This is a genomic window from Palleronia abyssalis (assembly GCF_900302445.1).
GTDB classification, from domain to species: domain Bacteria; phylum Pseudomonadota; class Alphaproteobacteria; order Rhodobacterales; family Rhodobacteraceae; genus Palleronia; species Palleronia abyssalis.
Genome location: NZ_ONZF01000009.1, coordinates 69,172 through 94,814, shown reverse-complemented (window position 1 = coordinate 94,814; position 25,643 = coordinate 69,172). Strand labels below are relative to the sequence as shown.

Sequence of the window (25,643 nt, the reverse complement as noted above, 5' to 3'; positions counted from 1 at the left end):
AGGTGATGGTACAGAGACGGTAAGGCACGGACGTTCGGCCCGCTCTACGGGACCGATGACAGATCGTCGCCCCGGTTCGGACCGAAGCGAAAGGAGCGCCCGATCAGAAGATCATGCGGTCGCGAAAGACGTATTGAACGATGTCGTCGCGCCGCAAGCCGAGTGCCGCAAGCTCGGCATCGGATTTCGCCTGGAGGGCGGCAACACGATCAGCGCGGCTGTTTACCTCGATCCAGCGCGCGAAACCTCGGGCGAGGGCGGCACGGGTGCGTGTGAAAAGGCCTGGGCGGGTGGCGTGAAGATCGGAATGGGTGGAAGCGTAGGCCATGGAAGTGCCTTTCGGTTATGTCAGTGTCCGTTGATCCCGACATATTATGCTGCGGTGCGGCAGACCACGCCCAGGACTACAACTCCGCCTTGCGCAGAGCGGGACGCCGAACGCTCAAGTCGGGTGGTTTCATTCGAAATCACGGGATTGCCGGGCGGAAGGACCGTACATATCCTGGGTCTGTATTCGGTAGCTGCGCGTCCCCGATGCTCTCAGGATCAGCCGGAAATGGTCCCGACGAACAAGAATGCGGCGACGACGATCATGATGACGACAAGCGCGGCGACGTAGAACCACGAGGGAATGTTGCCCGCAGGATAATCGCTATCGCGGTATTTATCGTGTTTCTTGGGCAAGGTGGCGGCCGGTGATGTGGAATATGTCCCGTCCGAGGGTACGGGGTTCTCAAGTTCTCGCAAGGGCGGTGAGCGATCGTTTGGAAAGGGTGCATGATGCCGCATTGGAACGACGTCGAGGATTTGGTCCGCGATATCCTGCGTGCGTTCGAATCCGCGAAGGCAGCAGGGGAAGAGGACGAGGCGGCGATCACGCGCGCGGCGGCTCTTCTGGCCGTTCATCGCGACGATCTCGCAGCTCCCGATGTCAGCTACGGCCTGGCGGTGATCGTCCTGCGCTCCGCGGCGGCGGTTCTGGCACCAGGGGAGCCGCGGCACTGAAAGCCAGTGGCCGTTCTGTGACGAAACACGCTCCTACGCTTGGCGTGTCGCGCAGGGGAGTTTTCGCTCTTTGTTCCAGGCGCCATGTCCGGTATCGTGCAGGCATGTCCCGTTCGGCTTTCCCGCTTGCCCGGTTCGACGTCTACGCTCCTGGGGATGCGATGACGGAGGCGGACCACGCCACGATCAGTCACCTGATCCGGACCGGGCTTGGCGAAAATACGATGCGCGCCCTGCGCTCGGATATCGACTACCTGGAAGCCTGGACCCTGGCCGCGACAGGGGCGCACCTGCCATGGCCCCCGGATCGGGCGACGCTACTGCGTTTCATCGCCCACCATCTATGGGACCCGGCGCGACGCGCGGAGGACCCCGATCACGGCATGCCGCCCGAGATCGAAACCGTCCTGCGCGCCAGCGGTCATCTGCGGGTGCGGGGGCCCCATGCTCCTTCGACAGTCCGGCGACGGCTTTCCTCCTGGCGTACGATGGGCAAATGGCGTGAGATCGACGGGGCGGTCTTTTCGGATCCGGTGGTGCTGCGCACGCTGTCGGCAGCGATCCGAGCTGCCGACCGCCCGCGGCATCGCAAATCGGCCCGCCCGATAACAATCGACATGCTGGGGCGGATCCTGAAAGCGCTGGAGCCGTGGTGTACCCCGCGTCCCCTCGGGGACCGCGATCTCAACCGGGTGCGTCTCGCCGCCTTGCGCGATCGAGCCCTTCTGGCCATCGCCTTTGCGTCGGGAGGCCGACGCCGTTCGGAGATGGCCTCCCTGATGATGTCGCAGCTCGACCCACTGGCCCCGATCGAGGATCCGCAGACCGGGACCTATCGGCCTAGCTTGAGTATCCGCATGGGCCGGACGAAGACCAGCGATACAGAAGACGATCTGCGGGTCTATGTCAGCGGTCCGCCGGTGGTTTTTTTGGAGCGCTGGCTTGCGGCAAGTGGCATTACCGGCGGCGCGGTGTTTCGGCGGATCGACCGATGGGGGGCCCTTTCCGAACACGGCCTCGCAGATGCGGCCGTGAACGGCATTCTCAAGGCACGCCTGAAAGAGATCGGGGAAGACCCTGCCTTGTTCAGCGCCCACGGCCTACGATCCGGGTTCGTGACCGAGGCGCTGGGGCAAGGCTTGCGGATGGAGGAGGTCATGGGCCAGACACTGCACCGCTCCATCAAGAGCGTGCACGGATATTTCCAGGATATCGAGAAGCGTTCCGGGCGCGCGGCACGGCTTCTCGACTGACAGGGGCCCGACAAGACCGCCTCGATCAGAAACCGACGCGTGCCAGCCCATCGAGCACGAGCTGGGCTTCGTGCTTCTTGGCAACCATGCGCGCGGCCGCGATCTCCTCGAGGAAGGCTTTGTCGGCGAGTTCCGGGAAGAGGTCATAAAGTTCTGCCCTGGTCTCCGCGTCGAAAGCGGAAAGGCCCATTTCTCCGGGATGGAAGCTTTCCGTGGGGATCCCTTCGGAAAAGATAATTTCGTGCGTATCGAACATGATGTGGTGATACTCGACGACACCGGCCGGCTCCTGGGTCACGCCGCAGCGGCCCAGAAGATGCTTCGCCGGGATCAGGATATGCGGTTGGTCGAACGCTGCCGGCGTACCGTCGGTAGGCACCATGACCTTGTGCTGCGGAGAGACCACGAGATCGCGCGTGTTGCGCAAGGTGCCTGCCTTGATACGGATCGGCCGCAATTTACCGGAAACATTCCGGGTGATCCGGCCATGCCAGACAATGGGCTGGAAGCCGCGATCGATTGTCAGGACCAGATCGCCTTCCTCGAGCTCTTCGACCGGACGGGCGCCCTGGTTGGTGATGATCAGGGTTCCTGCCACGAAACAGACGAGATTCAGGAACGGATAGGTGAATACCCCGTCGTCTATATACTGATCGGGATTGTCTCGAATGAGATTTGCTCTCTCCGTGTCGAGGGCGAAACGATAGGTCACGTCTTCTCCAAGGCCAAGGAAAGAAGCGGATTGCAAGGTCGCCTGACCAGTATCGTCATCGTAGTCGAAGCTGAAGTTGTCGCGGCCTTCGACGGCCAGTTGATCGCCGGGTTCGAGCCCGGTGACGTCGAAAGCCGGATCCCCCACGCTGATCCCGCCCGGATCGTAGGTGAACCGGCCATCCTGGGTTCCCGTGAAGTCGATCCGCTGATTGTTGAGCTGCGCGCTCAGCAAAGATCCGTTCACCTCGATCTGCGAATTGCCGCCAATCCGGTAGGTGATCCCGTTCAGAGCGGAAATGTTCGCGAGACCCCCGCCGAATGTCAGGTTGGCCCCGTTGATCGCACTGAAGATGGGCTCGGCCCCTAGTTGTGCGTTTGCCAGGTTTGTGATGGTCACGTCGACCCCGTCCACGGTCAGGGTCTGCGACCCGAGTGCCCTGATGTTGACGGTATCACCGTCATTCGCGTTGTTTCCGTCGATCGTCTGGTCACTCGACCCAAGATCCAGGCTGATAAGCGCCATGGCACCCCCTCGTTAGATAGAGACCGTGACGAGCAAGCTCGCCGGCCGAAATCCCCACGCTTCTTGAGAGCCATGACGTGATTCGCGTCAAGGTAGAAAGCACCTCTTTAAGCCAACTTGAGTTATGAAAGTGGCAGTCCGCATCGCGTCAGCGACGGGATATCGCGATCGTACATCATGTCGGACATAAGAAATAACGATCTGATAACGCTAAACTAATCATGATCTCCGGTCTCGGAAAGCGGATCTCATGGGGTTCAGTATACAATCATATTCATAATCTCGAGAAACGAAGTGTTTCTGATCATGCCCCAAGTGTTTGAGGATTTTAGACCGTAAATTTAAACGGATTCTCTCAGGAGGTTAGGCTGCCTTAGTTCTTTCCGATTTCAAACGAAAAAATACCAATAATTTTCCTCACATAACGAGACGCGTAATCTGAATTTGTTAAGGAGGTATAGAATGTCTCGATTGATAACTGGAACTGGACTACTTTCCGTGTCCTTGCTTCTGGCAACGGTTACCGGTGCATCCGCCTCGGATCTGTCCGTCGGGATCGGCGTAGGAGGGTCAAACGACAATATTGCCGATATCGATGTGGGAGTTGGCGGAGATAGCGCCGCCGATGTCGACGCCGATATCCTGAGTTCCGACAAGGGCAGTGTTGTTGACACCGATGCCACCGTCGGGGGGCGTGACAGTGCAGCCGATGCCGATGTGGAGGTTCTCAGCGGCCCAGATGGCAGCAGCGTCGCCGATGTGGACGCCACCGTCGGGGGCTCGGACAATCTGGTGGATGCGGAGGCAGAGGTCTTGAGCGGGTCGGATGGCACAAGCACAGCGCGTGTTGATGCCCAGATTGGGGGGAGCGGAGCCAGTGCCGGGGCCCAGGTCGGCGGCGGGTCCGACGGCGACAGTCAAAGCGGGCCAAGTGTCGGATCGAACACTGCAGACGATGGTGATGTCTTCAATCGTGGAACCCAAAATGCGCCCGGCAGATCGACCGGAAGGAATGCCGGCACGAGCAGGACCGTCAATACCGATACCGCGGGGAGATCCGTGACCGGCATGCCCCTGATCGGCAATGGCGGTGTGATGCTCGGTACCATCACCTCCTCGGATGAGGACAGGGTTTGCTCTACCCCCGCGCAATACCCCAATCGGATTGTGTGTGTGCAGTTGCGCAATACACCCGTCCTGACCGAGAGCGGATTGCGGGTTCGGGTATCCCGAAATTCCTACCTCAATGCCCTTCAATAGGGCGGTCGCTCCCTAATTGGTCCGCCGGGGCCAAGACCGCTTTCGCATAACGCGAAAGCGGCATAGGAAACTGCCACGGTAACACGCTTTTGCGCCCGTTGTGGGTGGGTCCTAAGACCGCCTTGAGAAAGATATCAAGCGCGCAGGCAATAGAACTCCCGATCATCACGCCAAGAAGCTGCGGCCTTTGCTCAGGTCTTCTGATCGACGTTGGCCATGGTCCTCTGCTTGGGGTTCGCCGGTTCGTTTCGCCTATACGGCGAAGACCGCCGAGACTGGCACAATCCTGTAGCGATCAGGATACAGCATCGCCTCTGGCGGCCCAACCTTCTTGTCGCACCCCCCCCACGAAAGGCATCAAGTGCGTATAAGAAACTGATCGAGCGATAAAATGAGAAGAAACACCATCCTGTTCCTGGCCGTCATGACCGGGACCAGCCCCGCAGTGGCACAAGAAAATGTCTTCGGGGAAATTGGCGCCTCCTACGGATATGGCGACATCGAAGACGTGGACGCCAACGTGGACACCTTCCAAGCATATGGCGCAGGCGCCTTTGTGTCCGCGGCCGGGCTCGGCATTCAGCTGGGGGGGGCCTACGACACGGTCTCCGTCGACAATCTGGGCGATATCGAATCCTACACGATCGACGGGCATATCTACGGCGATTTCGGAAGCGCGAAGGCCGGGGTCTTTGCAGGGCTTACCAGGGTGGGCGAACTGGAGATTTTCGGGGTCGGAGGGTTCGATATCGATGAGGATGTCCTGAGCTACGGCGTCGAAGGACAGAGCCGGGTCGGGTCGTTCACCTATCACGGATATGCCGGCGTCGCGGATGTCCAGGGGCCTGAATTCCTCGAGACCACGCTTTACGGGATCGGGGCGGATTTCGACGTCTCCCCGGCGCTGCAGCTGACCGCCAACTTCGACGGTGCGGAACTCTCGGCCGACGGGATCGAGGAAGAACTCAATCTCTCCACGGTTTCTCTTGGCGTGGATTACTACGTCAATTCGCAAAAAGCTCCCGTCCGGCTGTCTGCCACGGTCGGACGCGACATGGCGGAATTCGACGGTTTTGACGCAGACGGACTTTCGATCGGGGTGGGCGCTGCAGTCCTGTTCGGCAATCAGCCGAATTCCAACCGCGAAAAACTGTTCGACAGTACGGGGCTTCCGTTCTGAGCGAATAATCTTGATGCGCGAGGCGCGCCTGATGAAAGAGGGATCGCCTGGGGGGCCATCGCCCTTTGGCCCCCCGTGACCGGCGTCCTTCCGGACGGAGCCGATCCAACGGCGGGCGCACCATGACCGACCGCAGCAGCGACGAAGAGTGCAAGATGAGCGATCTGGACAAAGCGAAAGCACGCATTGCCGAACTCGAGGCAGCCCTTGCCGATTATGCCCGCCAGTACGGTCTGTCGAAGACGGCGCGGCGCTTGTTGATCGAAGACCCCTATACCGACGGGGCCGGGACATCCAAGCGGCCCTGACCGGGCCGCTTCAATCTTGCCATTCCCCGTGCCATCGCCAAGACAGGGTATCTTGCCGCGGCACGGATGGTCGCGACCGCCTCCCGGGAGCCCCGGATCGCCCGTCCGGCTCTCTTTGCCTTTGCCCATCTTACGCGTCATAGCTGCCCGCCGCGCCTTACGTATAGGGATTTCCAAGAGATGATGCCTGCAGTGACCCAGAGCCCTGTGACAGAGAGCAGCCTGGCAGACGCCGCATGGTTCATTCGCCTGTCCGGACTGGAGCCGGTCGCAGGAGGGGCCGAAAGCCATATTTTCGTCCGGCCCGGAAAACCGAGCCAACTCATCAAAGTGCATCACGATCGCCATATCGAAGCGCTCGCCTCGTCGCGGGCCATCAAGAACCGGATCCGGCGATGGCGCGGCATCGGACCCCACAAGACGTTTCTGCGCCAGAACCGGGCTTATCTCGAGGCGACCTTGCGTGCGGCCGAACTCGACCGGGCGCCCCCTCTGGCGCATCTGCGCGGCGTCCTGCTCACGGATCTCGGCCTGGGTGTGGTGGTACAGAAGATTCGGGACCGGAGCGGCGAAATGGCCCCGACCTTGTTCCAGCTCGCGCGGGACGGCCGGATTGACGACGAGATCATTGCCGCTCTGACTCTGTTTGCCCGGGAGCTGAGCACGTTCCGCATCATCGGCAATGACCTCAATGCCGGCAATCTCGTCTACGAGACGCGGCACGCGCGCGCGCGGATCGTTCTGATCGAGGGCTATGGGTCGCGAAACCTCATCCCGCTTCGTCGCTGGTCAAAGCGCATCAATGACCGGAGCCTGTCGCGGCGACTCGAAAAACTGGCAAACTCGGTCGGTCTTACCTGGAATGCGCGAGACTGGTCTTTTTCGGCATAGAGGGGCTTTGATGATGGTGTGACCGCCCCCTGATAGCCTCGATGTGCCAAGGTGAGTTCGCAGGGATCCACAAAGGAGGCCGATCAGGTCGGAGAGTATCACGGTCGGGCGCGTCCGTGCCATGCGCCATGACCGACCACGCCCTGATTACCATTTTTCTTGCTTCCGTAGGGTCAAGCACGGCAGTCTTATCCCGGGGGAAAAGAGGCATTGTCATGGCCAGGTATCGTCAAATCGCATCAGCCGTTGCAGCGTTCCTGTTCGTTGCCACCGCCGTCGACGCGTGCGCGCCGGTCGATTTCCACGCTCTTCCGCTCCCATCCGACCCGGAACACCCGGTCGCGGCATCCCTGGAACTGGCATTCCCAGGGGCGGTAACGGTTTCGCCCCAAACCGGCAGCTGGTCCGTGGAGGGCGGACCATGGCACCCCCTGGGCACGCCCGACACGGGCCCGAGATCGGAAAGCGTCCTGCAGGCCGAACTGATCGACCAGTTCCGAATCCCGTACCCTCTGGAGTTCGACATGGCGGCGCGCAGCGAAGCCTGGTTCGATCCCGGACGGGCACGGTCGGCCACATTCTTTTCCGAACTGTGGTTTTCCGACGAGGCCGCTGCGCGCGCGTCCCTGACAACCGTGGCCGAACCTGCTCTCAGCGATGTCCGTTACCGGGTCACACGCCGGCATGGGGTTGATTGCCAGCTTTCGGCCGTGCTGCGTGACCTGGCAGGCATACCTGGCATGGCGCCATTCTTCCAGGATCCCGGCGGATCCTTCAACTGGCGCCGCATCGCCGGGACAGACCGCCTGAGCGCGCATAGCTACGGCATTGCCGTCGATATCAATGCGGCCCTTGGCGGATACTGGCGCTGGTCGGGGCGTCCGGAAGGAAATGCCGGGGAGTACGAGACACGCATTCCCGAAGAGCTCGTCCGCGCCTTCGAGCGCCGCGGCTTCATCTGGGGCGGCAAGTGGCATCATTTCGACGGAATGCATTTCGAGTATCGGCCCGAGCTCATCCTTCATTCAAGACTGATTTCCAGCCCGGAGTAGATTTGATGACCAGGCGTATTTCTTCCTTCCGCCCGAAAAGCCGTGTCGACTTCCGGCTGTCACACTTGGCAGGGTTTGCGCTGCTCCTGACACCGCTCTTCGCGTTCGAGACGTCCGCCCAAACCGTCGTCGAACGTTACCAGGCGGTGATCGGCGCGGAGGACCGACGCAACTCCCGCGGTGCGTCCCTGAGAGCCCCGGCCGACGTTCTCCAGCAGGACCGGGCGAACGTGAACCGCTTCGGCATTCGCCAGGCCGGCGACCAGGCGGACAACTTCTTCTCGGATCGGGACAACAGGGCACGCTTCCGGCAGCTGCTTGCGGCCGGCCGGCTCGATCCAGCCGCAGAGCAGGCGATCCGGAGCGGATCGACCACGAGGGTCGAGGTCGAAGTGATCCGCGGCGGCGGCCGGGACCGGGTCGTCGTGCGATTGGCTAGTAGCCCATCCGTCCCAGCTCCAGGCCCGGCGCCTGGAACTGCGGCAGGAGCGGAGATTGCCGCAGAATGGCGCTTCGACCGGGACGATGCGGCGCAAACAGGAGCGGCCAGTGCGATGGGGCCGTCGGGAGCGGCGGTGTCCGTCCGCTGCCATGTGGGTCGCGGAACACCGGACAGCCATGTTGCGCGTGAGGCGGCCCCCGGCGTTGCCTTTCTGATGATTTCGCCAGACCTCACGGGCCGCCCGTCCCAAGCTCGGGCGACCGTCTCGGTCGACGGGGTCACGCACCTGACCGACGATGTCCCACTCGCCCGCCCCGAAGGAGCGGCAACAATGCCGATCGTGCTCGAAAGTCCGCTGATCGATGCAATCCGCCGCGGCCGTATTTTGGAGATAACGGCCGGAAACCGACGTACGACCGTCGCGCTGCGTGGATCGTCCGCCGCGCTGTCGGACTTGCGCGCCTATTGCGCAACCGGGCCGCGGAATCGCCCGGAGCCGTCCCCCTCCTTCGCCTGCGGACGCGCATCGACCGATACCGAGCGTGCGATCTGCGCCGCCCCCCGCCTGGCCCGGCGCGATGCCGAGATGGCACGGGCTTTCGGCCGGGCTGCCGGGACCGTTGCGGGATCGGCGGAGATGCAGGCGCGCTGGCTGGAAAGCCGAAACGCCTGTAGGGCCGACGCCGCCTGTCTCGCGCGCACGATGACGCTTCGCATGGCCGAACTGGAAGGCGAGGCGTCACCGGGAGCTGCCGTGGCGGCGCTGGCCGCCCAGTCGGCGACCCAGGGGCTTCCCGGTTTTGGCACCAGCCCGGAGGCAACAGCGCCCGCCGTCCCGCAGATTGCGTCTGCTGGCATATCGTCCACGCCAGTTCCAACGGGAGGGACGCCGGCCCCCACGACGCTGTCGGATGTGCAGCAAGACATGGCCGCCTGGCTCCTCGGGCAGCGGCCCGAGATTGCCCGCAATCTTTACGGGCAATCGCGAGGTTGGCTGGCAATAGACTGGCCCGAAGCGGCGCCCGTCGAGCAGGCAACGCTTCTGTCGCGAGAAGCCACGAATGAGGCCATGGATAATCTTGCCCGGGCCTTTGCGGACCGAACTCCACCGAGCGCGGTGACCTTCGCTGTTCGTACGTTTCCGCAAAAGACCCCCGATGGGCATCTGAAACTCTCCCTGCCGCCCGAGATGACGACCGAGTTGCCGCAGACACGCGACGCCGTGTTTCAACGCACCTTTGTCGCCCTTCCACTCCTCGGCCGCCCGGCCACCCTGGAACTGGTCGCAGACCGGACCGTCCCTCTGGCCATGCCCGCCGGCCTGGCCGAATTTGCCGGAGTCAACGGTTTGCAGCTCCAGTTCCGTGGCCGTCTCACGGATCAGCGGATTCTCGTCTCCCCAGGCGCGCAAAGCGTCAATCAGCGCCCCGCCATCCGCGCCACCTTTGCCGTTGAGGACGTCACGCTGATCGCCGAAGGCAAGATCGTCCATGTCTGGCCGGGTCCCGAGAGCGGCTCCGCTTTGGGGTCTTTCGATGGGGCAGGGGAGATTGCGGGCCTTGTCGCACTCTATGGCGGCGCGGAGGAGGAGGGTCGGCTTTTATACTCCCGCGACGATCTTCTGGGGCGCGGCATGGTCCGCGGGGCTATCGCCGGATCCGGCGGATCCGGTGTCGGTCCACGGCTGGGCACGGCCATGCGTCTTGCCGCCTTGCTGGGGGCCTCCGCGAGCCGCGAGATGACGCCGGAAGTCGTCCGAACGGCCCTTGATGCCGTGTTGACCCCGGAGGAGCAGGTTGCGCTTCTGCCACCTGCCTTCACCGCCGGCACGATGAACGACCTGGCCGAAGCGCGGCTCCTTGAAGAAATTTCCCCCAAGATCCGGGATGCCATCCTGACGCGTGTCCCGGCAGATGCCTTTCAGGCGCGCACGCTGCGGTTCATGAATCTCGGGCCATATGATCGGGTCGGCGGTGGTTTTGCGCTGCGTCTCGGCAACCGGCACCAGTTGGGCCTCGGGATCGGCGAGGCCGTGGCGAACCTCCCCGACGACCAGCGCGTGCCGGATTTCGTCTCGGTTCCCGAAGATCGGGCCGTCGAGCTCATCGACGCCCTCCCTCGCCAGGGCGTTGTCGTGGAAACAGACCTGACGATCAGGGCAATTCCTCCCGGATTGGGGCGTTCGGGGCCGATCACACCGGAGGATGTCGCCGCTGTCGCCCTGACGGGACGCCTGGAACGGCTGCGCCTCTTCGAGCAGACGACGCGTGATGGCCCTCCCTTGCTCGATATCGCCTTCGCGGCCGCCCCGGAAGCCGCGGGGACTGCCATGGAAGGTGTTCCTCCCGAGGCACGGGCGACGACAGGGGCAACGGTCCTGGCCGGATTGGAACGTGTGCCGGGGGGGGCCGGCGCTCTGGAAGACCGGCTTGCCTTTCGCCGCGACATTTCCAATCTGCCCACTGCCGCGAAGGCGGCGCGGATCGCGGAACTGGCCGCCGAGATCAGGGCGCGCACGCCCGAGGAGCTGTTCTGGCTGGGTGCCGACCTGATCCTCGATGCCTATGACGAGAAGGCGGAGGGCTTCCCGATCCGGGAGGTGGAGTTCTCTCCCGCCACAGCCGACGACGATCTGGACGGGACGGATCTCGACGGTCTCGACGCGCCCGACCTGGAAGTCGCCGACCCGGCCGACTGGCGCCTGCTTCCGGTACCGCCGGCGCAAAGGGAGACCGTGGAAACCCTGCTCCATAGCCGCAACCGCCTCGGGGTCCTGGTTCAGGCTCCCCTTGCTGGCCCCTACGATCCGCGGCGCAACGAAGGCGGCGTCGGCCGACCGGTGCGGATCCTTTCGGGCCCCGATGGACCTTACGGCCTGTTTCCCACTCTCGCCCTTGATATCAGGATCGATGGAGCCGACAGACGATTTGCCTGGCGCGCCGGAACACCGGTCACACCCCCAGAGACGCTGCGACTGACCCCGGAGTCCGCGGACCTGCTCGCCATCTCGCAAGAGCCGTCCCTTCTGGATGACGCGATGCTGCGCCGGATGCTGGCCGAGCGTCTTGCCCTGGAATGCGGCGCGGAGAAACAGGAGACGGTGCCTGTCTGGAGCCAGACATTCCAGACGCCTTGCCTGCCGCTTCCCGCGGCGGCACTCACAGACCTTTTGCCTGCCTTCCGAGCCTGGACCGAGGCCCGCGTGGCGGCGCTCCCCGAAACCCTCATCCTGCCCCTTGCAGAGCAGGGGCGGATGCATCCCGAAACCGGGTGCGTAGGGGCGGGCGTGGCAGATCAATCCAATCCGGCGCGAGCCGTCTCCACGAGGCTCGACGCGCTGCTTGGGTCTGAAGCCGTAGCCGCGCAGCGCTGGACGGAGGCACGTGCCGTGTCCGAACGTCCCGCCCCGGGTGGACCGGCAAGCTTCGCGGTCATGGGTCGGCCGTCGCTCGTCGCTCGCGGGTCAGGCGAGATGTGTGTAGGCAAAGTCGAAGGCGATGTATCGGCCTCCGCACCCTATGCCGATCTCCTGGTCCATATTCCCGCCATGCCGAAGTTCGGGCCGTTGCCGGACCGGTTCGCCGCGGCCGACGTCACGCTGGCAGCGCCGCGCCTCCGGATGGAGCCGATCTCGCCTGCGCAGAACGACGGCACGGGGCTGTCCCATGCGCTCGTCGTGGAAGCGGATGTCGCGGCAATCGATATATGGACGGCCTCCAATTTCCGGGCCCCGGCAACCAGAACGGTTTCCCTGACGCCGCAGGATTGGAACGGAGCGCTGGCAAGCCCTCCACCGGCTTTCGATGTCGCCGGGCTCGATCTGTCCCTGACCCGATCGGAGTTCGAGGCGGCTGCGATGGCGCGCCTGCCCGACGCGACACGCTACGAAGGAGGCGAGGCGACCCGCATCTACGGAACGGGCCTTGCCTTCGCCGGCGCCGATCTGCGCGAAACGCTTTTGGCCCTGCCGGCGACGGAAGAAACAGAAGCGCCCCTTCTGGCCATGGCCCGCTCCTTGCGCCTTGCGCCGGACACGGCTTCTTTTCCGGCGCTTCAGACCTCGCTGGAAAAGAAGTACGGGCCGCCCGACCAGGTCTTTGACGAAGACACACGCCTCACGCTTGTGTGGGGGACGCCCGATCGGATGCTGGACAGGCGCGGGGCCTGCGGCGGGTCCCGCAAGTTTACCAATGGCAGTCGCCCCGATCTCTTGCCCGCAAATGCAGACATGCCGCGATATTTCTGGGACTATATCGGCTGGCCGGAGGAACTGGACAGGCAGGATGCGCTCGTCGCCGTGCCCCAATGCGGCCCAACCGTGACCGCACTTCTCAGACGGACCGAGGAGGCCCTGATCCTGACCGTTTGGCTCCATGACGAGAAGGCTGCGCAAGAGATGTTCGCCGCGGCCCGGGAAGAGGCGGAGGCCGCAGAGCCCCCATCCCTCGATCTCGACCTGTAGCGCGATCCGGGCACCGTGCGTGGGATCACATGTATTTGCCAAGGATCGCATCGGCGCGCGCCATCGCGCGGTCGAGCTCGGCCAAGGCAGCCTCTTCGCCGGCGCGATCACGAGGCCCGTCGGAGGCTCGTAGGGCCAGTGAGGTTTTCGGATCTGGCCGCGACACGGTCTCGCGCCGCCTCGTAGGGACGCGCCTGTCGGCGCGCAGGCGGTCTGCGATCGGCGTTGGTGCCCAAGCCCGGTAGGTCCGTCGGCCGGTAATGTTTGCCATCAGTCCCGCATCGGTCAAACGAACAAGCAGGTTCAACCCGGTTCGGGGCGTGACGCCGAGCGCATCCGCGACCATGGCGCTGGTCAGGATCGGCCGCTGCGCCACCAGGGTCACGAGATCGGCCAGCTTGGACTTGCCCGAGCTCGACTGCGACAGAGCCTGCGCGTCGCTGCGCCACCGTCGCAGGAGCGGCAGTTGGCCCAGGGCTCGGTCCATTTCCCGATCGAGCCCGACGAGAAGTGCGGCCTGCCCCTGCGGCGATGCGGGGAACCAGGCCCGAAAGCCGTCTCCCGTCAGAGCCATGGCCGGCGGAAAGATCCACCGTGCCGAGAGATTGGCCAGGATTTCCTCCGCGCCTTGTTCTGCATCGGCCCTGGATTCCCGCTCAGATCGATAGGCGTGGTCGACAGCCATGAACAGCAGCCGCTCGGCAGCCGGATGGCGTCCGCCCGTCGCCCCGCGGAACAGGATTGCCGCGCCAAGCGCGGCCGGGAACGGGCCCTCGGCGGTACGCATGCGTTCCAGAACGCGCTGCCCCAGCTTCTCAAGCTGGCCCCGGTCGAAACCGGCACGATCCTTGATCCGCCCTCCGTCCAGGCATCTCGCGAGCACGCCGCTCGGATCGGTCTCGAGATCACCAGGATGGGCAAGAACCCGCAGTACGCCTTCGGCAAACCATCCCGCCCGCGCCGTCTCGGCTGTCACGGCCCCGCCTGCATACGAACGCAGGACCAGATCCTCCTCCTCGAGATGAACATCTTCCAGGCCTACCGACCGGCACGCCTCGGTAATCGCGACCTGTCCGCGCCACAGGGCGCCAAGGGCCGGATCAGAAGCGAAAGCGCCCTCCAGCCGTCCGGCCGCGATCTCGATCTTCACGATGCGGGCCGCCACGGCATCGATCGGCATGTCCGTCATGTCGTTCGCTACCTCTCCGCTCGGAAATGCGGGACGCTCTCCCGGCCACCGGCCCTGCGAAGCCCTTGGAACAAGACTCGGATCGCTGTGCCCGCGAGGTCACATGGAAGGAAATATTTCCCGTTTCTGAATAGAAGTTTACAACTGTGACGGAAAATTGTCAGGGGGTATTTTCCGTTGGTTCGGCATATCTGGAACCTAGCTTTAGGCGTTGATAATTGCCCCTTATCGATCCCCAGAAAAACACTCCGAAACCGCCTTCAAAAATCCAGCCAGACACGCAGCCACACCCCGCTCGCGCAGCCGCCGCGCGGCAAATGGGGCGGGTCTTTCAGCCCGGCTAACGGACTGCCGTGCGCCCCCTGCAAGGGAACCGCACCAGGCAATCAGCTTCTCTTTGCCCTTTCGCGCAGATCGCGCCGCGTGGGACCATCCCACCGGACGCGGCTTCCCGAGATCGCGGCCACAGGAGGCCGATGTGCGAATTGTCACTGAACGCACCGGCCTCCACATCCCCCCGCCAAATCGTTGTGCGACGCCACGGTCGAGCTATAGTCCTGCAAGCCGCCAGGAGAAACGACGCCCGGCGGTAGGGGATCGGTCGCGTCTCAATCCGCGCCGGTCCCCGCACGCTGTCTTTCCCGGGGCCCCATCGCCTCTCACCCCCGTCCGCGTCCCCGTGCCATGCTGCCCCGCGCCGATCAGCCGTCGCGAACCGGAGCGGCTGGAGATCGGCGCCATCATCGGGACCGGTCTTCGGTCCCACGCAGGATCCGGCCGGTCTTGCGCGGGAAAAGGCCGACTGGCCGCGCCGCGACGACCCGCCAGCAGAAAATCCCACCGATCCGTGCCATCATGGCAACGCCGCCCGCTGTTGCAGACCCCGACAGGCGGCAGGAGGCCGCAACGCTCTCCCCAAACGCGTTCGGCCTCCCCTCCCGGCAAATCGAAGGCACGGCATAGCTTAGAATCATTGACGCGTTGCATCCGCCGCAGCACACTTCAAAGTTGAAGCCGCTCCCGCCGCATGACTTAAGGCAGACCCGCCATGACCATCCTCAAGCGCCTCGCCGCCGTCCTGCGTCCCCACGCACAGTGCAGCTATTGCAACGCGCATGCCCTGGCCGCCACGGACAGCGACCATCTCTGCCTGCCATGCGCGAATGCCTTCTCCCGCGCACCCTTCCCGCGCAGCAAGCAGACGTTCCACCCCGGCCGGCTTCCCGGCCACCCTTACCACACCTGATCAATCTGGTCCGGGGCGTCGACCGAAGCTGACCTTGCGGCATGCTTTTCGTTGACCGCGCGCCCGCGGTTCGCCACTCTCCATGACATGCATCTTGTCCCGCCCGCGGTTCGAAAGACCCCGTCATGGCCCCTTTTGCAAACCTCTTCGCCCGGCTCCGGTCCGGCGCGCCCTGCGCCGTATGCGGTGCCCGCCCCGCCCGGCACGCAAGCCTGAAGGGCCGTCTCTGCGACCGCTGCGCCAACACGCTCAATCGCGGCTCCGGCGACCGCCTCTCCTCCGGGCGCCAGGCACCTGACATCGCGCCCCTCCAGAGCGGCCGGCTGGGAGGCCGGTGACGGCACGCCCCGGCCGGGCAGGACCCTGCGGGGCGCCATGATCCCGCCCCGTTCCCGCTGAGGCTCCCGCCACCGGGAACAGCCGCCCATGCCTGCAAACCCGGGGAGAAATCGACCCTGTTCCCCCAGTCCCGTCTTTTTCCCGAAACCCATACATCGCCTGCCAGATCCTGCCGCCATGCAGGGCCTCGGGCAGCTCTCTTCTCGCCAGACCGCGGGACATGAGGGATCGCGGGAACACACGCGCCACCACACCGAAATGACCCTCGTGACAGCAATGCCGGGGGTGGCTCGATCCCGCGGCAGCATCCCGCCGCCGAGGCCAGGCTGGCGGACCACGGCGCCTGCCACGTCGCGGATCGCACCTTGCAAAAAGGGGCAAGCGACGTGATCGGGCTCTGGACCGGGACAGGTTTCGGGCCAGGCCAAGGCAGGATCGGCGGCAAAATACCGAATGCCCACAGCCGCGTGTCGCGGCCACCGGATCTGTCGCAGAAGTCATGCGGCCGGTTCCCATGCCGACCGTTCTTGACTGGTTTGCCGCCCAATCCGCGCGCACCGCCAGAAAAGCCATGCAGTCTTGCTGCCCCCTCAGCCGTCGCGATAGCCGTTCGGGTTCTCGCTTTGCCATTTCCATGTAGTGGCGCACATGTCCTTGATCCCGAACCGCGCTTCCCAGTTCAGCAGGAATTTCGCACGCTCGGTCGAGGAGTAATAACTGGCGAGGTCGCCCGGGCGACGCTCAACGATCTTGTGGGGGATCTCGCGGCCGGTGGCAGACTCGAACGCATGGATCAGTTCCATGACCGTCACGCCCTGGCCCGTGCCCACGTTGACCGCTTCGCACCCGGTGGAGTTGACCGAGTATTCCAGCGCCGCCAGATGGGCGCGCGCGAGGTCGGAGACGTGGATATAGTCACGCTCTCCCGTACCGTCTCGCGTCGGGTAATCCCCGCCGAACACGCGCAGCGCCTGCCGCCGGCCCACGGCCACCTGCGCGATGAACGGCATGAGGTTGTTGGGGCGGCCCGCCGGATCTTCGCCGATGCGGCCCGACTCGTCCGCGCCGACCGGATTGAAGTAGCGCAGCAACATCCCCGAGGCGCCTTCGGTTGCGCGGCACCAGTCGCCGATCACCCCTTCCGCGAACGCCTTGGTGCGCCCGTAGGGGTTCATGGGGGCAATAGGATGTGCTTCGTCGAAGGGTTGATAGACTGGCGCGCCATAGACGGTGGCCGAGGACGAGAATACGATGGATTTGCATCCGCTGCGGTCCATCGCACGCAACAGGTTCACCGTGCCCTGCACGTTGACCGTGAAGTAGTCGAGGGGTTTCTCCTCGCTTTCGCCCACGGCCTTGAGGCCCGCGAAGTGGATCACCGCGTCGGGACGAAAGGCGGCAATGGCGGCGTTCAGCGCCTTCTGGTCCAGCACGTCGCCCTCGGTCAACCCGATGGGCGCCCCGGTCAGCTCGCGCACGCGGCGCAGCGACCGGGGGGAAGAGTTAGCGAAGCTGTCGTAGACATGCACCTCGTACCGCGCCCGCAGAAGCGCCAGCACCGTATGCGACCCGATGAACCCGGCGCCGCCCGTCACGAAAACCCGCATGCTCATCGCCAGTCTGCCCCGTCTTTCCTGCCCTGAGCTCTTGCCGAACCGCGGCGTGTTCTGCCAGCCCCCGCGCCATCCCGGATCGAAAGACCACCGCCCCCGAATCCGCCCCCCAGACCGCAAGGTTGTGTCGGCCCGGTAGCCGCTGGAACGGCGGCAAAACTACTTGGCAACATCGAAGCTCGAAGTTGGTTCAGATTGACCTGAGCGGATCCGCGGGATTTACGGGTCGCGACTCGGGCACCAGGGGAGTTCCACGAATGAAGATCGCCATGATCGGCACGGGCTATGTCGGCCTTGTTTCGGGCGTTTGCTTTTCGGATTTCGGGCATGACGTCGTTTGCGTGGACCGCGACGAAGGCAAGATCGCCCGGTTGGAAAAGGGCGAAGTCCCCATCTACGAGCCCGGGCTCGACATTCTGATGGAAAAGAACGTCAAGGCCGGACGGCTGACCTTCACGACCGACCTGAAGGCCGGGCTGAAGGGCGCACAGGCGGTGTTCATTGCCGTGGGAACGCCAACGCGGCGCGGCGACGGCCACGCGGATCTTAGCTATGTCATGGCGGCGGCCGAGGATGTGGCGAAGGCGGCCGAGGACGGCGTGGTGATCGTGACGAAGTCCACGGTACCCGTCGGCACGAACCGCAAGGTGGCCGAGACCGCGGCCACGGCGAACCCGTCGCTGGATTTCGACGTCGCCTCGAACCCCGAGTTCCTGCGCGAGGGCGCCGCGATCGACGACTTCATGCGGCCCGACCGCGTCGTGGTGGGCGTCGAGAGCGAGCGCGCCGCTTCGGTCATGTCCGAGATCTATCGCCCGCTGTTCCTGCGCGAGTTCCCGATCATCACCACCGACCTTGAATCGGCCGAGATGATCAAGTACGCCGCCAATGCCTTCCTGGCCACGAAGATCACCTTCATCAACGAGATCGCCGCCCTGTGCGAAAAGGTCGGGGCGGACGTGAAGCAGGTCAGCCGCGGCATGGGGCTGGACGGGCGCATCGGCAACAAGTTTCTGCATGCCGGGCCGGGCTATGGCGGGTCGTGCTTTCCCAAGGACACCAAGGCGCTGGCCCGGATCGGCCAGGAATACGCGGCCCCCATGCGGATCACCGAAGCGGTGATCGAGGTGAACGAAGCGGTGAAGCGACGCATGATCGACAAGCTGCACGACCTGTGCGGTGATGATTTCAACGGCAAGCGGGTGGCCGTGCTGGGCGTGACGTTCAAGCCCAACACCGACGACATGCGCGACGCGCCTGCCCTGACCATCGTGCCTGCGCTGGTGGGCGGTGGGGCCGAAGTGCGCGTCTGCGACCCCCAGGGCAAGCGCGAGGGCGAGCGGATGCTGCCCGGCGTCAGCTGGCACGACGACCCCTACGAGGCCGCGAAGGAGACCGATCTGCTGGTCCTGCTGACCGAGTGGAACGAGTTCCGGGCGCTGGATCTGTCGCAGATCGCCCGAGGCATGCGCAGCCCGAAGATGGCCGACCTGCGCAATATATATGCTGCCGAAGATGTCAAACGGTCCGGTTTTTCCTCTTATCTCGCTGTAGGACGCGCAGGGGTCGGTGCCAATCGCTAGACGGCCCCAAGCCGCACGTTCGAAAGGATAAACGGCTCCAAGGCACGGCACAGCCTAGAAGCATTGACGCGCTTCATCCGCCGCGCGGGCCGCCGCCCCGCGGCCACGAGCCACTGGTACTCCTCAATCGACAGCACCACGACCACCGGCTTGCCCCGCCGCGAAACCTCTTGCGGACGTCCTGCGAGCGCCGCGTCGACGACGGCGCTGAACCGGTTCCTGGCATCCTGAAGCGTCATCATGCGAGGTCCATCCCTGATCTAGCCAGACAGCCAGCCGAATGAGCAGAAGCTACGGCCCCCGCGGCAATCGCCCAGACCTCTCCGCTCGAGAGAGGGAAAGCCACTCGGTCCCCTCGACCGGCACGCCGGCCGCCGCATGCGTCAAAAACGGCGGACCGGCAGGCCGATGGCAGTCCGCCCCGGCCGGGCAGGATCCTGCGGGGAGCCATGATCCCGCCCCGTTCCCGCAAAGGCTCCCGCCACCGGGAACAGTCGCCCATGCCTGCAAACCCGGGCAGAACCCGACCCTGTTCCCCCAATCCGTCCCTTTTTCTAAAACACAGATCGCCTGCCAGATCCTGCCGCCATGCAGGGCCTCAGGCAGCTCTCTTCTCGCCAGACCGCGGGACACGCGGGATCGCGGGAACACACCCCCGCCATACCGGACTGACCCTCGTGACAGCAATGCCAGGGGCAGCGCAATCCGGCAGCGGCATCCCGCGCCCGAGGCCGAAAACAATTGACCTAGAGCTCGGGGGCGGGGCCGGCCCGGCGGAGCGGGGAAGGTCGGTCTCGAAAGCGCGCGATCAGGCCGACGGTTCGAGGATGCGGGCCCCGGTCGGCGTAAAATCCGATCCGTTGAAGGTCACGACTACCGCGTCGCGGGCAAGCGCTTGCGCCGCGATCATCAGGTCCACGCCAGCATGGCCGATCCGGGCCGAAAGCGCCCCCCAGATCCGCGCATCCCGCGCATCGAAAGCAAGCAGCCGGTCGCCGAACATCAGCACCGTGCGATCGATCCAATCCCGCAGATCGGCTGCAAAGGTCGGGTTGCGCGATGCCTGAAGAGCGATGCCGCGCTCGATCTCTCCGAGTGTCAGAACGCTCAATCGCAGCGCATCCTCCTCCTGCGCGGCCAGCCAGGTCGCCACCTGCGGCGCCCGGTCCGGCCGCCGCACTGCCGAGAGCACGTTGGTGTCGAGAATGAGCATCAAAACGAAACGTCGCGCATGGCCGCACGGGCGCGCGACAGCTCCCCGTCGCCGGGAAAGGCCAGCAGATGATCGACGAAGCGGCCACGCGGGCCGCCGGCCGCGTCCACAAGCCGCTGGTACTCCTCGATCGACAGCACCACGACCGCCGGCTTGCCCCGCCGCGAGACCTCTTGTGGACGTCCTGCGAGCGCCGCGTCGACAACGGCGCTGAACCGGTTCTTGGCATCCTGAAGCGTCATCATGCGAGGTTCATCCCTAATCTAGCCAGACGGCTAGCCGAATAAGTAGAAGCTGCGCATCTGCGAGGCAATCCCCTCCTCGTCTCCATGCAAGAGAGGAAAGCCGCTCCGGGGGCCCCGGTCTGTCCCCGGTCTGTCCCCATCTTGCCCCGTTCCCGCCGAGGCTCCCGCCACCGGGAACAGCCGCCGAAGCCTGTAAACCGGGGCAGAACCCGACCCTGTTCCCCCGGTCCCGTCTTTTTTCAAAACCCATACATCGCCTGCCAGACCCTGCCGCCATGCAAGGCATGGGCAGCTCTTTTCTCGCCAGACCGCGGGACCCGCGGGATCGCGGGAACGCCCCCGCGGAAGACGCCCCGCGGCCGGGCGCGCGGTCGGACCGGCACGCAGGGGCCGACCCGACCGGGAGGCCGAAGACCAGAACCAGCGTACCGCAGCGGATCGGCTCCCCTGGCCCGATTGACACCGCGCCGCTCGCAGCGATCATTCCCGGTGTAACGGGACCGGGAAACGACGAATGGCACCGATCGACGCGGCTTCTGGCCTTCTGGACGTATTGCGCAGCTCGGCCGGGGGGGCGCTGGAAACGGCGGGGACCCGGCGTACCCTGACCAGGGGGTCGCAGCTCATCGAAGCGGGCGCTGCGGCACAATCGCTGTTTTTCGTTCTCAAGGGGCGTTTCGAGGTGCGTGTCGGCGGACAGACGGTGGCCGAGATCGCGCCGCCCGAGCCCGTGGGCGAGATCGCGTTCCTGACGGGTGGGACTCGGACCGCGGACGTGGTCGCCGCCCGCGACTCCGAGGTGCTGGAACTGGACCGGACCGCGTTCGATGGGCTGGTCGCCCGCGAGCCCGCGATCGGCACGGCCCTGACCGCCTGGCTTGCCAGGCGGTTGGGCGCGGCGGCCGCGCATCTTCCGCCACTGAAGCGACCGGTCCCGCGGGTGATGTGCCTTCTTGCGCCGAACGGCACGCCGGAAAAGGCCGTCGCCGCGCTGCGCGCGGCACTGGAGGCGCAGGGTCCGCTCCGCGTCCTGGACGCCCGGGACCCAGATGCGCCGCAAGGGGATGACACTGCGCTCGGGGCCGCCTTGCTGCAGGGCGAGAGCCGCGCGCCCCGCGCGCTCTACATCGCACGGGCGGAGGACCGCCTCGGGAGGGCGATGGTGCGGCAATCGGACGGGATCACGATCCTCGCTCCGCTCGCCACGCCGCAGCCCCCCGTGGGGCTGGGGCGGCTGGCGGCGGAGCTGCATGCCCCCGCTGCCCGTCGTCTGGTGCTCTGGCGCGAGGGGGAGAGTATCTCGGGAAGCCGGGCGTGGCTCGAGGCGTGGGATGTGACGCAACACCACCACCTGCGGATCGACGATGCGGCTGCGTTGGAGACGGACGCGGCGCGCATCGCGCGGTTCGCGACCGGGCAGGCGCGCGGGGTGGTGATGGGCGGAGGCGGCGCGTTGGGCTGTGCCCATATCGGCGTGGCACGCGCCCTCGCTGAAGCCCGGATGGCGGCCGATTACTGGGGCGGCACGAGTGTCGGCGGCGCCATGGCGGTCGCCTTGGCATCCGGTCTCGATCCGGCGGAGATCATGGATCGCACCGACGAGATATTCATCAAGAATGCGGCCCTCGCGACCTTCGCACCGCCGGTCTACGGTCTTCTCGATGCCCATGCCTTCGATCGGCAGCTCCGCCTGCACTACGGAGACACAGATCTTGCCGATTTGCCGGTTCCGGTCTTCACGACCGCCACCAGCCTGACCGCCAACGATCTCAAGCTGTTCAGGTTGGGCCCGTCATGGGAAGCGGTGAGGGCCTCCGGTTCCCTGCCGATGATGTTGCCGCCTTTCATCTCCGAGGACAAAGAAGTGTTCGTCGATGGCGGCCTGATCGACAACCTGCCCCTCGACGCGATGCGGCAGCTCAAGGCGGGGCCGAACCTGGTGGTCAGCCTCGCTCCGGATCGTGAATACCGTGCCCGCGTGTCCTATTCGGAACTCCCCACGCGGACGCGGACTCTTGCACATCTGGTGACACGCCGGCGCACGGGCGTGCCGAAACTCGTCCAGGTCCTGTCCCGGGCAATGGTGGTGGCCTCCCGCCGGCAGACAGCCCGCACCGACCTCGATGGCGACATGTTGCTGGAAGTGACACCGGTGCGCGGGATCGGCCTGATGGACTGGAAACGCGGTCGCGAGCAGGAAGCCTCCGCCTATCTCCAGGCGCGCGAGGCGATCGCGCAGGGGCGTCTGCATGCCTTCTCCGCCCAGGCTCCGGACAAGGGCGAAACCGCGCCTGGATGAGGGGCGGCCGGGCGGCTGATGGGGACCTCCGGACAGGCGGTCCGCCGCGCGCGCATCCGCCGGCCCGAAGTCACCGCTAGACGACATCTCCGCCACGCGCCAGCAACGCGCCGTTCCAGACCGCGCGGAGGCGCCTCTCCTCGTCAAGCAGCGCCACGTCGTCCCGCGCCGGCGCATGGTGGGACAAGTACGCCGCTCCCGCACCGGCCTCCCGGGCGAGGCGGATGCAACTCAGCCAGCAGCCATGACCCCAGCCCACCCGGCCGGGAGCCTCTTGCGGGGTCCAGGCGGCGTCCATGACCGCGGCGCGGACACCGCGCATCAGATGACGTGCGGCGGTGTCCGCCTGCGCGTCCCCCGGTTCGTGATCGAGCAGCACGGCCACTGCATCCCCGCCGGTGCAAAGCCGGAACCCCGTCGCGCCGCCTGGATGGTGCAGGGGCGCCGTCTCTATCGCGAGGCGGCCGAACCGCAATGTGGCGCCGTCGCCGAAAGCATGCCCCTCCAGCCGCCCCGGCAGTCGCGAGAGCGGAATCGGGAACCAGGGGGGGCGCAGCAGATCGGACAGGACGGCCCCCGGATCCGGACCGTACCGCTCTGACACATGCACCCGTACAATTCCGTCCCCCCGCAGCAATTGCGGCAGGAAAGGCAGACCTATCACGTGGTCAAGATGCAGATGCGACAGGACCAGGTCGATGTCCGTCCGCCCCTCGGCCAGCAGGGCGGCCCCGGCCGCCAATGCCCCGCTGCCGGCATCGAGGATCGCCGCCGTTCCGCCACCGCGGGCGACCGCGCAGATCGACTCGTTGCCGAAGATCGGCGATGGCGTGGCCCCCGGGAGCGAACCGCGGGTCCCGTGGATCGTGAGGCTGATCATGGCCCGCGATCCGGCCCCGTCGAAGCGCGCATGTCAACCGGCGCGCGGCATGACAGCGACGGCAATCAATGTCTGATCGTCCCGCTGACCTCTCGTATCGGTCCAGCCGTCGACCAGATCACGCGCCGCGACAACGACCGCCGCAGGCCCATTGCCGGCAGCAGCCGCGCATGTCCGCACGAGCCTGGCGAGGCCGAGCGCCCGCCGCTTCGGGCCACCGGGCTGATCGGGGATGCCGTCGGTCACGAACACCGCGATCCGGCCCGGCATGGGCGCAATATACTGTTCCGTCAAAGAAGGCTGCGGGGGCGTGTCGGGATAGCCGAGGCTCAGGCGATCCCCGCGCAACCGGACGGCCGTCCCGTCCGCATCGAGGACGAGAACCGACACCCGCGCCATCGCGACCCGCAGGCCACCATCGGGCAAGCGGCGGCAGATTGCCCCGTCAAATCCGTCCCCGCCCGTTTCCCCCGCGCGCGCATGGCCCTGTTCGGTCAGGCGCTGCCTCAGCTGATCGGAGACCGCGGCAAGCAGCGCGGCGGGACCGATGCCCGGCTGCCGTGCCAGTGCCGCATCCAGTTCGGCGGCAAGCAGCATCGTCAGCAACCCGCCCTGGACCCCGTGCCCCGTGCAATCGCCCAAGGCGAGCATATCTCCCCCCGTCGCGCCCGGGATCAGCCGGTAGAGATCGCCCCCCACACCGTCGCGCGGCCGCCACAATACGGCGTGGGTCCCGAAGACATGATCCATGGTCCGACCGTCCGGCAGCAGGGATTCCTGCAAACGCGCGGCATAGCCGATATTCTCGAGAATCGCCTCATGGGCCTCCCGCAGGTCACGGGTGCGGGCGGCCTCCCGGTCGAGCATGGCATTGTAGGTGCCCATCAGCCGCCCGATCTCGTCCCCGGTCCGGACATCCGCACGCTCAGGGCGGCCGCGTTCATAGGCCGACATTGCCCGCGAGAGGCGCCGCACCGGTCGCTCGACGAACAGAAAGAACCCCGCCGCCCCGGTGGCCAGCAGCAGCAGACCCACCCCGGCGGCAAGCCCGCCCAGCACGATCATCTCGTCGCGCAGGCGTTGTCCGATCTCGGCCTCATCGATGCGCACCAGAAACGTGGCTCCGGGCACCGTCACGGTGGGGGTCAGGTCCAGGCCGTTGCGCATCGGTCCGCATCCGATCCGCGGCCATGCCGCCAGGATCTCGTCATCGCGTCTGAGCTCGGCACAGATCGCATAGGGAAAGGACGCGAAGACGGCGAGAATTTCGGCCGCCCGGTTGGGCGCGCCGTCCGCGGCCAGCGCAGCCGCGGGGCGGGCCAGTTGCGCCGCCAGGGTGGCGATCTCGGTGGACACCTCCGCGACGAGACGGTCGCGAACCCGATCGCGGTAAAGGGTCAGCACCGCTGTCGAAAGCGCCGCTCCCATGAGGAGCGACCAGACGGCGTATTTGACGAAGACCCTTCGGCGCAAGAGGCCCGTCACGCGGAGCGGTCCGTCACTTGTCTTTCGACATCGCCGCCTCAAGCGAAGCACGATCGTTGAGAACCGCCTGAACGACCGTCCACTCTCCCGCGACCTCCCGGACGAGGAAATCCGCCGTGATCTGCTCACCGGTCTCGGTGACCATCTCGGAGCAGACGAAATAGGCGCCGGCCACGGTCACGACCATTGGATGCACGTTGGCGGGATAAACGGTCCGCAAGGTATCGGTGGTCGTGTCGAGATACGTATAGGCGCCGTCCACCGAGACGGAATCCACATGCGACAGCATCGCGCCCTGCAGTGCCACGCGCAAATCGGTCGGTATCTCCGCAACCGCCGGGGTGGCCAGCGGCAGAAAGGCAAAGCCGAGGACGGCGGAAACGGAAATCGAAAGACGCCGCATGAAAAACCTCCCGGCTGCGAAATACCGTCGCGAGAGTAGCGCGGACCGCATCCCGGCG

Annotated in this window: 22 protein-coding genes; 11 read left to right on the top strand and 11 right to left on the bottom strand. The window is 65.5% G+C overall.

What is annotated here, in order from left to right; all coding sequences use genetic code 11:
• Positions 1-103: 103 nt before the first annotated feature.
• Both PAA8504_RS16390 and PAA8504_RS22125 read right to left on the bottom strand, forming a co-directional pair.
• The gene (locus PAA8504_RS16390) at positions 104-328 is read right to left on the bottom strand and encodes a hypothetical protein (RefSeq protein WP_108895284.1); all 225 of its coding nucleotides are present in this window, start codon (positions 326-328) and stop codon (positions 104-106) included.
• Between the two features lie 218 nt (positions 329-546).
• Complete coding sequence (locus PAA8504_RS22125; protein ID WP_181375834.1) at positions 547-684, bottom strand: hypothetical protein; 138 nt, start codon at positions 682-684, stop codon at positions 547-549.
• 93 nt (positions 685-777) lie between these two features.
• Here PAA8504_RS22125 and PAA8504_RS22120 point away from each other — a divergent pair, with 93 nt between their 5' ends.
• On the top strand, positions 778-1,005 hold the full coding sequence (locus PAA8504_RS22120; protein ID WP_181375833.1) for a hypothetical protein: 228 nt from the start codon (positions 778-780) through the stop codon (positions 1,003-1,005).
• Positions 1,006-1,109: 104 nt separating this feature from the next.
• On the top strand, positions 1,110-2,258 hold the full coding sequence (locus tag PAA8504_RS16385; protein WP_181375832.1) for a site-specific integrase: 1,149 nt from the start codon (positions 1,110-1,112) through the stop codon (positions 2,256-2,258).
• A 25-nt stretch (positions 2,259-2,283) separates the two neighbouring features.
• On the opposite strand, the gene PAA8504_RS16380 is transcribed toward PAA8504_RS16385, so the two are convergent.
• Positions 2,284-3,495, bottom strand: a complete 1,212-nt coding sequence (locus tag PAA8504_RS16380; RefSeq protein WP_108895282.1) for a Hint domain-containing protein — start codon at positions 3,493-3,495, stop codon at positions 2,284-2,286.
• Between the two features lie 462 nt (positions 3,496-3,957).
• Between PAA8504_RS16380 and PAA8504_RS16375 the strand changes: the two genes are divergently transcribed.
• From PAA8504_RS16375 to PAA8504_RS16350, 6 genes are all read left to right on the top strand, one after another.
• Entirely contained in the window at positions 3,958-4,755 is a 798-nt protein-coding gene (locus PAA8504_RS16375; RefSeq protein ID WP_108895281.1) for a hypothetical protein, read from the top strand.
• A 391-nt stretch (positions 4,756-5,146) separates the two neighbouring features.
• The gene (locus PAA8504_RS16370; RefSeq protein ID WP_108895280.1) at positions 5,147-5,935 is read left to right on the top strand and encodes a hypothetical protein; all 789 of its coding nucleotides are present in this window, start codon (positions 5,147-5,149) and stop codon (positions 5,933-5,935) included.
• Positions 5,936-6,057: 122 nt separating this feature from the next.
• Complete coding sequence (locus PAA8504_RS16365) at positions 6,058-6,243, top strand: hypothetical protein (RefSeq protein ID WP_108895279.1); 186 nt, start codon at positions 6,058-6,060, stop codon at positions 6,241-6,243.
• A 180-nt stretch (positions 6,244-6,423) separates the two neighbouring features.
• Positions 6,424-7,134 carry a YrbL family protein gene (locus PAA8504_RS16360; RefSeq protein WP_181375831.1) on the top strand — a complete coding sequence of 237 codons (711 nt, stop codon included), beginning with the start codon at positions 6,424-6,426 and terminating at the stop codon, positions 7,132-7,134.
• Between the two features lie 215 nt (positions 7,135-7,349).
• The gene (locus PAA8504_RS22550) at positions 7,350-8,186 is read left to right on the top strand and encodes a M15 family metallopeptidase (protein WP_245897669.1); all 837 of its coding nucleotides are present in this window, start codon (positions 7,350-7,352) and stop codon (positions 8,184-8,186) included.
• A gap of 5 nt (positions 8,187-8,191) precedes the next feature.
• Entirely contained in the window at positions 8,192-13,090 is a 4,899-nt protein-coding gene (locus tag PAA8504_RS16350) for a lysozyme inhibitor LprI family protein (protein WP_108895277.1), read from the top strand.
• Positions 13,091-13,115: 25 nt separating this feature from the next.
• On the opposite strand, the gene PAA8504_RS16345 is transcribed toward PAA8504_RS16350, so the two are convergent.
• Positions 13,116-14,279 carry a helix-turn-helix domain-containing protein gene (locus PAA8504_RS16345; protein WP_108895276.1) on the bottom strand — a complete coding sequence of 388 codons (1,164 nt, stop codon included), beginning with the start codon at positions 14,277-14,279 and terminating at the stop codon, positions 13,116-13,118.
• Between the two features lie 1,048 nt (positions 14,280-15,327).
• On the opposite strand from PAA8504_RS16345, the gene PAA8504_RS16340 reads away from it, so the two are divergent.
• A complete protein-coding gene (locus PAA8504_RS16340) occupies positions 15,328-15,525 on the top strand; it encodes a hypothetical protein (RefSeq protein WP_108895275.1) in 198 nt (65 codons plus the stop codon).
• A gap of 929 nt (positions 15,526-16,454) precedes the next feature.
• Here the strand turns inward: PAA8504_RS16340 and galE are convergent.
• Positions 16,455-17,477 carry a UDP-glucose 4-epimerase GalE gene (gene galE, locus PAA8504_RS16330; RefSeq protein WP_306419537.1) on the bottom strand — a complete coding sequence of 341 codons (1,023 nt, stop codon included), beginning with the start codon at positions 17,475-17,477 and terminating at the stop codon, positions 16,455-16,457.
• A 257-nt stretch (positions 17,478-17,734) separates the two neighbouring features.
• Here galE and PAA8504_RS16325 point away from each other — a divergent pair, with 257 nt between their 5' ends.
• The gene (locus PAA8504_RS16325) at positions 17,735-19,060 is read left to right on the top strand and encodes a UDP-glucose dehydrogenase family protein (RefSeq protein WP_108895273.1); all 1,326 of its coding nucleotides are present in this window, start codon (positions 17,735-17,737) and stop codon (positions 19,058-19,060) included.
• Here PAA8504_RS16325 and PAA8504_RS16320 read toward each other — a convergent pair.
• From PAA8504_RS16320 to PAA8504_RS16310, 3 genes are all read right to left on the bottom strand, one after another.
• Positions 19,057-19,302 carry a type II toxin-antitoxin system prevent-host-death family antitoxin gene (locus PAA8504_RS16320; RefSeq protein WP_108895272.1) on the bottom strand — a complete coding sequence of 82 codons (246 nt, stop codon included), beginning with the start codon at positions 19,300-19,302 and terminating at the stop codon, positions 19,057-19,059. The genes PAA8504_RS16325 and PAA8504_RS16320 overlap by 4 nt on opposite strands.
• A gap of 566 nt (positions 19,303-19,868) precedes the next feature.
• Positions 19,869-20,273 carry a type II toxin-antitoxin system VapC family toxin gene (locus PAA8504_RS16315; protein ID WP_108895271.1) on the bottom strand — a complete coding sequence of 135 codons (405 nt, stop codon included), beginning with the start codon at positions 20,271-20,273 and terminating at the stop codon, positions 19,869-19,871.
• The gene (locus PAA8504_RS16310; RefSeq protein ID WP_108895270.1) at positions 20,273-20,518 is read right to left on the bottom strand and encodes a type II toxin-antitoxin system Phd/YefM family antitoxin; all 246 of its coding nucleotides are present in this window, start codon (positions 20,516-20,518) and stop codon (positions 20,273-20,275) included. The genes PAA8504_RS16315 and PAA8504_RS16310 overlap by 1 nt, the downstream gene beginning before the upstream one ends.
• 514 nt (positions 20,519-21,032) lie before the next feature.
• Between PAA8504_RS16310 and PAA8504_RS16305 the strand changes: the two genes are divergently transcribed.
• Positions 21,033-22,817 (top strand): cyclic nucleotide-binding and patatin-like phospholipase domain-containing protein, encoded by a 1,785-nt coding sequence (locus PAA8504_RS16305; protein WP_108895269.1) that lies wholly within the window; start codon positions 21,033-21,035, stop codon positions 22,815-22,817.
• A gap of 76 nt (positions 22,818-22,893) precedes the next feature.
• Here PAA8504_RS16305 and PAA8504_RS16300 read toward each other — a convergent pair whose 3' ends face one another.
• Genes PAA8504_RS16300 through PAA8504_RS16290 form a run of 3 tightly spaced genes read right to left on the bottom strand, consistent with a single transcriptional unit; the run spans position 22,894 to position 25,585 of the window.
• Entirely contained in the window at positions 22,894-23,697 is an 804-nt protein-coding gene (locus PAA8504_RS16300; protein ID WP_108895268.1) for an MBL fold metallo-hydrolase, read from the bottom strand.
• A 33-nt stretch (positions 23,698-23,730) separates the two neighbouring features.
• Positions 23,731-25,182 carry a SpoIIE family protein phosphatase gene (locus PAA8504_RS16295; protein WP_108895267.1) on the bottom strand — a complete coding sequence of 484 codons (1,452 nt, stop codon included), beginning with the start codon at positions 25,180-25,182 and terminating at the stop codon, positions 23,731-23,733.
• A gap of 13 nt (positions 25,183-25,195) precedes the next feature.
• A complete protein-coding gene (locus PAA8504_RS16290; protein ID WP_108895266.1) occupies positions 25,196-25,585 on the bottom strand; it encodes a hypothetical protein in 390 nt (129 codons plus the stop codon).
• Positions 25,586-25,643 lie beyond the last annotated feature (58 nt).

What these genes read in the sequence shown, in the direction of transcription:
- PAA8504_RS16345 (WP_108895276.1), bottom strand. Translation starts at nt 14,279, where the DNA reads ATGACGGACATGCCGATCGATGCCGTGGCGGCCCGCATCGTGAAGATC.
- PAA8504_RS16310 (WP_108895270.1), bottom strand. Translation starts at nt 20,518, where the DNA reads ATGATGACGCTTCAGGATGCCAAGAACCGGTTCAGCGCCGTTGTCGAC.
- galE (WP_306419537.1), bottom strand. Translation starts at nt 17,477, where the DNA reads ATGAGCATGCGGGTTTTCGTGACGGGCGGCGCCGGGTTCATCGGGTCG.
- PAA8504_RS22550 (WP_245897669.1), top strand. Translation starts at nt 7,350, where the DNA reads ATGGCCAGGTATCGTCAAATCGCATCAGCCGTTGCAGCGTTCCTGTTC.
- PAA8504_RS16305 (WP_108895269.1), top strand. Translation starts at nt 21,033, where the DNA reads ATGGCACCGATCGACGCGGCTTCTGGCCTTCTGGACGTATTGCGCAGC.
- PAA8504_RS16350 (WP_108895277.1), top strand. Translation starts at nt 8,192, where the DNA reads ATGACCAGGCGTATTTCTTCCTTCCGCCCGAAAAGCCGTGTCGACTTC.
- PAA8504_RS16370 (WP_108895280.1), top strand. Translation starts at nt 5,147, where the DNA reads ATGAGAAGAAACACCATCCTGTTCCTGGCCGTCATGACCGGGACCAGC.
- PAA8504_RS16360 (WP_181375831.1), top strand. Translation starts at nt 6,424, where the DNA reads ATGATGCCTGCAGTGACCCAGAGCCCTGTGACAGAGAGCAGCCTGGCA.
- PAA8504_RS22120 (WP_181375833.1), top strand. Translation starts at nt 778, where the DNA reads ATGATGCCGCATTGGAACGACGTCGAGGATTTGGTCCGCGATATCCTG.
- PAA8504_RS16320 (WP_108895272.1), bottom strand. Translation starts at nt 19,302, where the DNA reads ATGATGACGCTTCAGGATGCCAGGAACCGGTTCAGCGCCGTCGTCGAC.
- PAA8504_RS16315 (WP_108895271.1), bottom strand. Translation starts at nt 20,273, where the DNA reads ATGCTCATTCTCGACACCAACGTGCTCTCGGCAGTGCGGCGGCCGGAC.
- PAA8504_RS16300 (WP_108895268.1), bottom strand. Translation starts at nt 23,697, where the DNA reads ATGATCAGCCTCACGATCCACGGGACCCGCGGTTCGCTCCCGGGGGCC.
- PAA8504_RS16380 (WP_108895282.1), bottom strand. Translation starts at nt 3,495, where the DNA reads ATGGCGCTTATCAGCCTGGATCTTGGGTCGAGTGACCAGACGATCGAC.
- PAA8504_RS16385 (WP_181375832.1), top strand. Translation starts at nt 1,110, where the DNA reads ATGTCCCGTTCGGCTTTCCCGCTTGCCCGGTTCGACGTCTACGCTCCT.
- PAA8504_RS16390 (WP_108895284.1), bottom strand. Translation starts at nt 328, where the DNA reads ATGGCCTACGCTTCCACCCATTCCGATCTTCACGCCACCCGCCCAGGC.
- PAA8504_RS16375 (WP_108895281.1), top strand. Translation starts at nt 3,958, where the DNA reads ATGTCTCGATTGATAACTGGAACTGGACTACTTTCCGTGTCCTTGCTT.
- PAA8504_RS16365 (WP_108895279.1), top strand. Translation starts at nt 6,058, where the DNA reads ATGACCGACCGCAGCAGCGACGAAGAGTGCAAGATGAGCGATCTGGAC.
- PAA8504_RS16340 (WP_108895275.1), top strand. Translation starts at nt 15,328, where the DNA reads ATGACCATCCTCAAGCGCCTCGCCGCCGTCCTGCGTCCCCACGCACAG.
- PAA8504_RS16290 (WP_108895266.1), bottom strand. Translation starts at nt 25,585, where the DNA reads ATGCGGCGTCTTTCGATTTCCGTTTCCGCCGTCCTCGGCTTTGCCTTT.
- PAA8504_RS16325 (WP_108895273.1), top strand. Translation starts at nt 17,735, where the DNA reads ATGAAGATCGCCATGATCGGCACGGGCTATGTCGGCCTTGTTTCGGGC.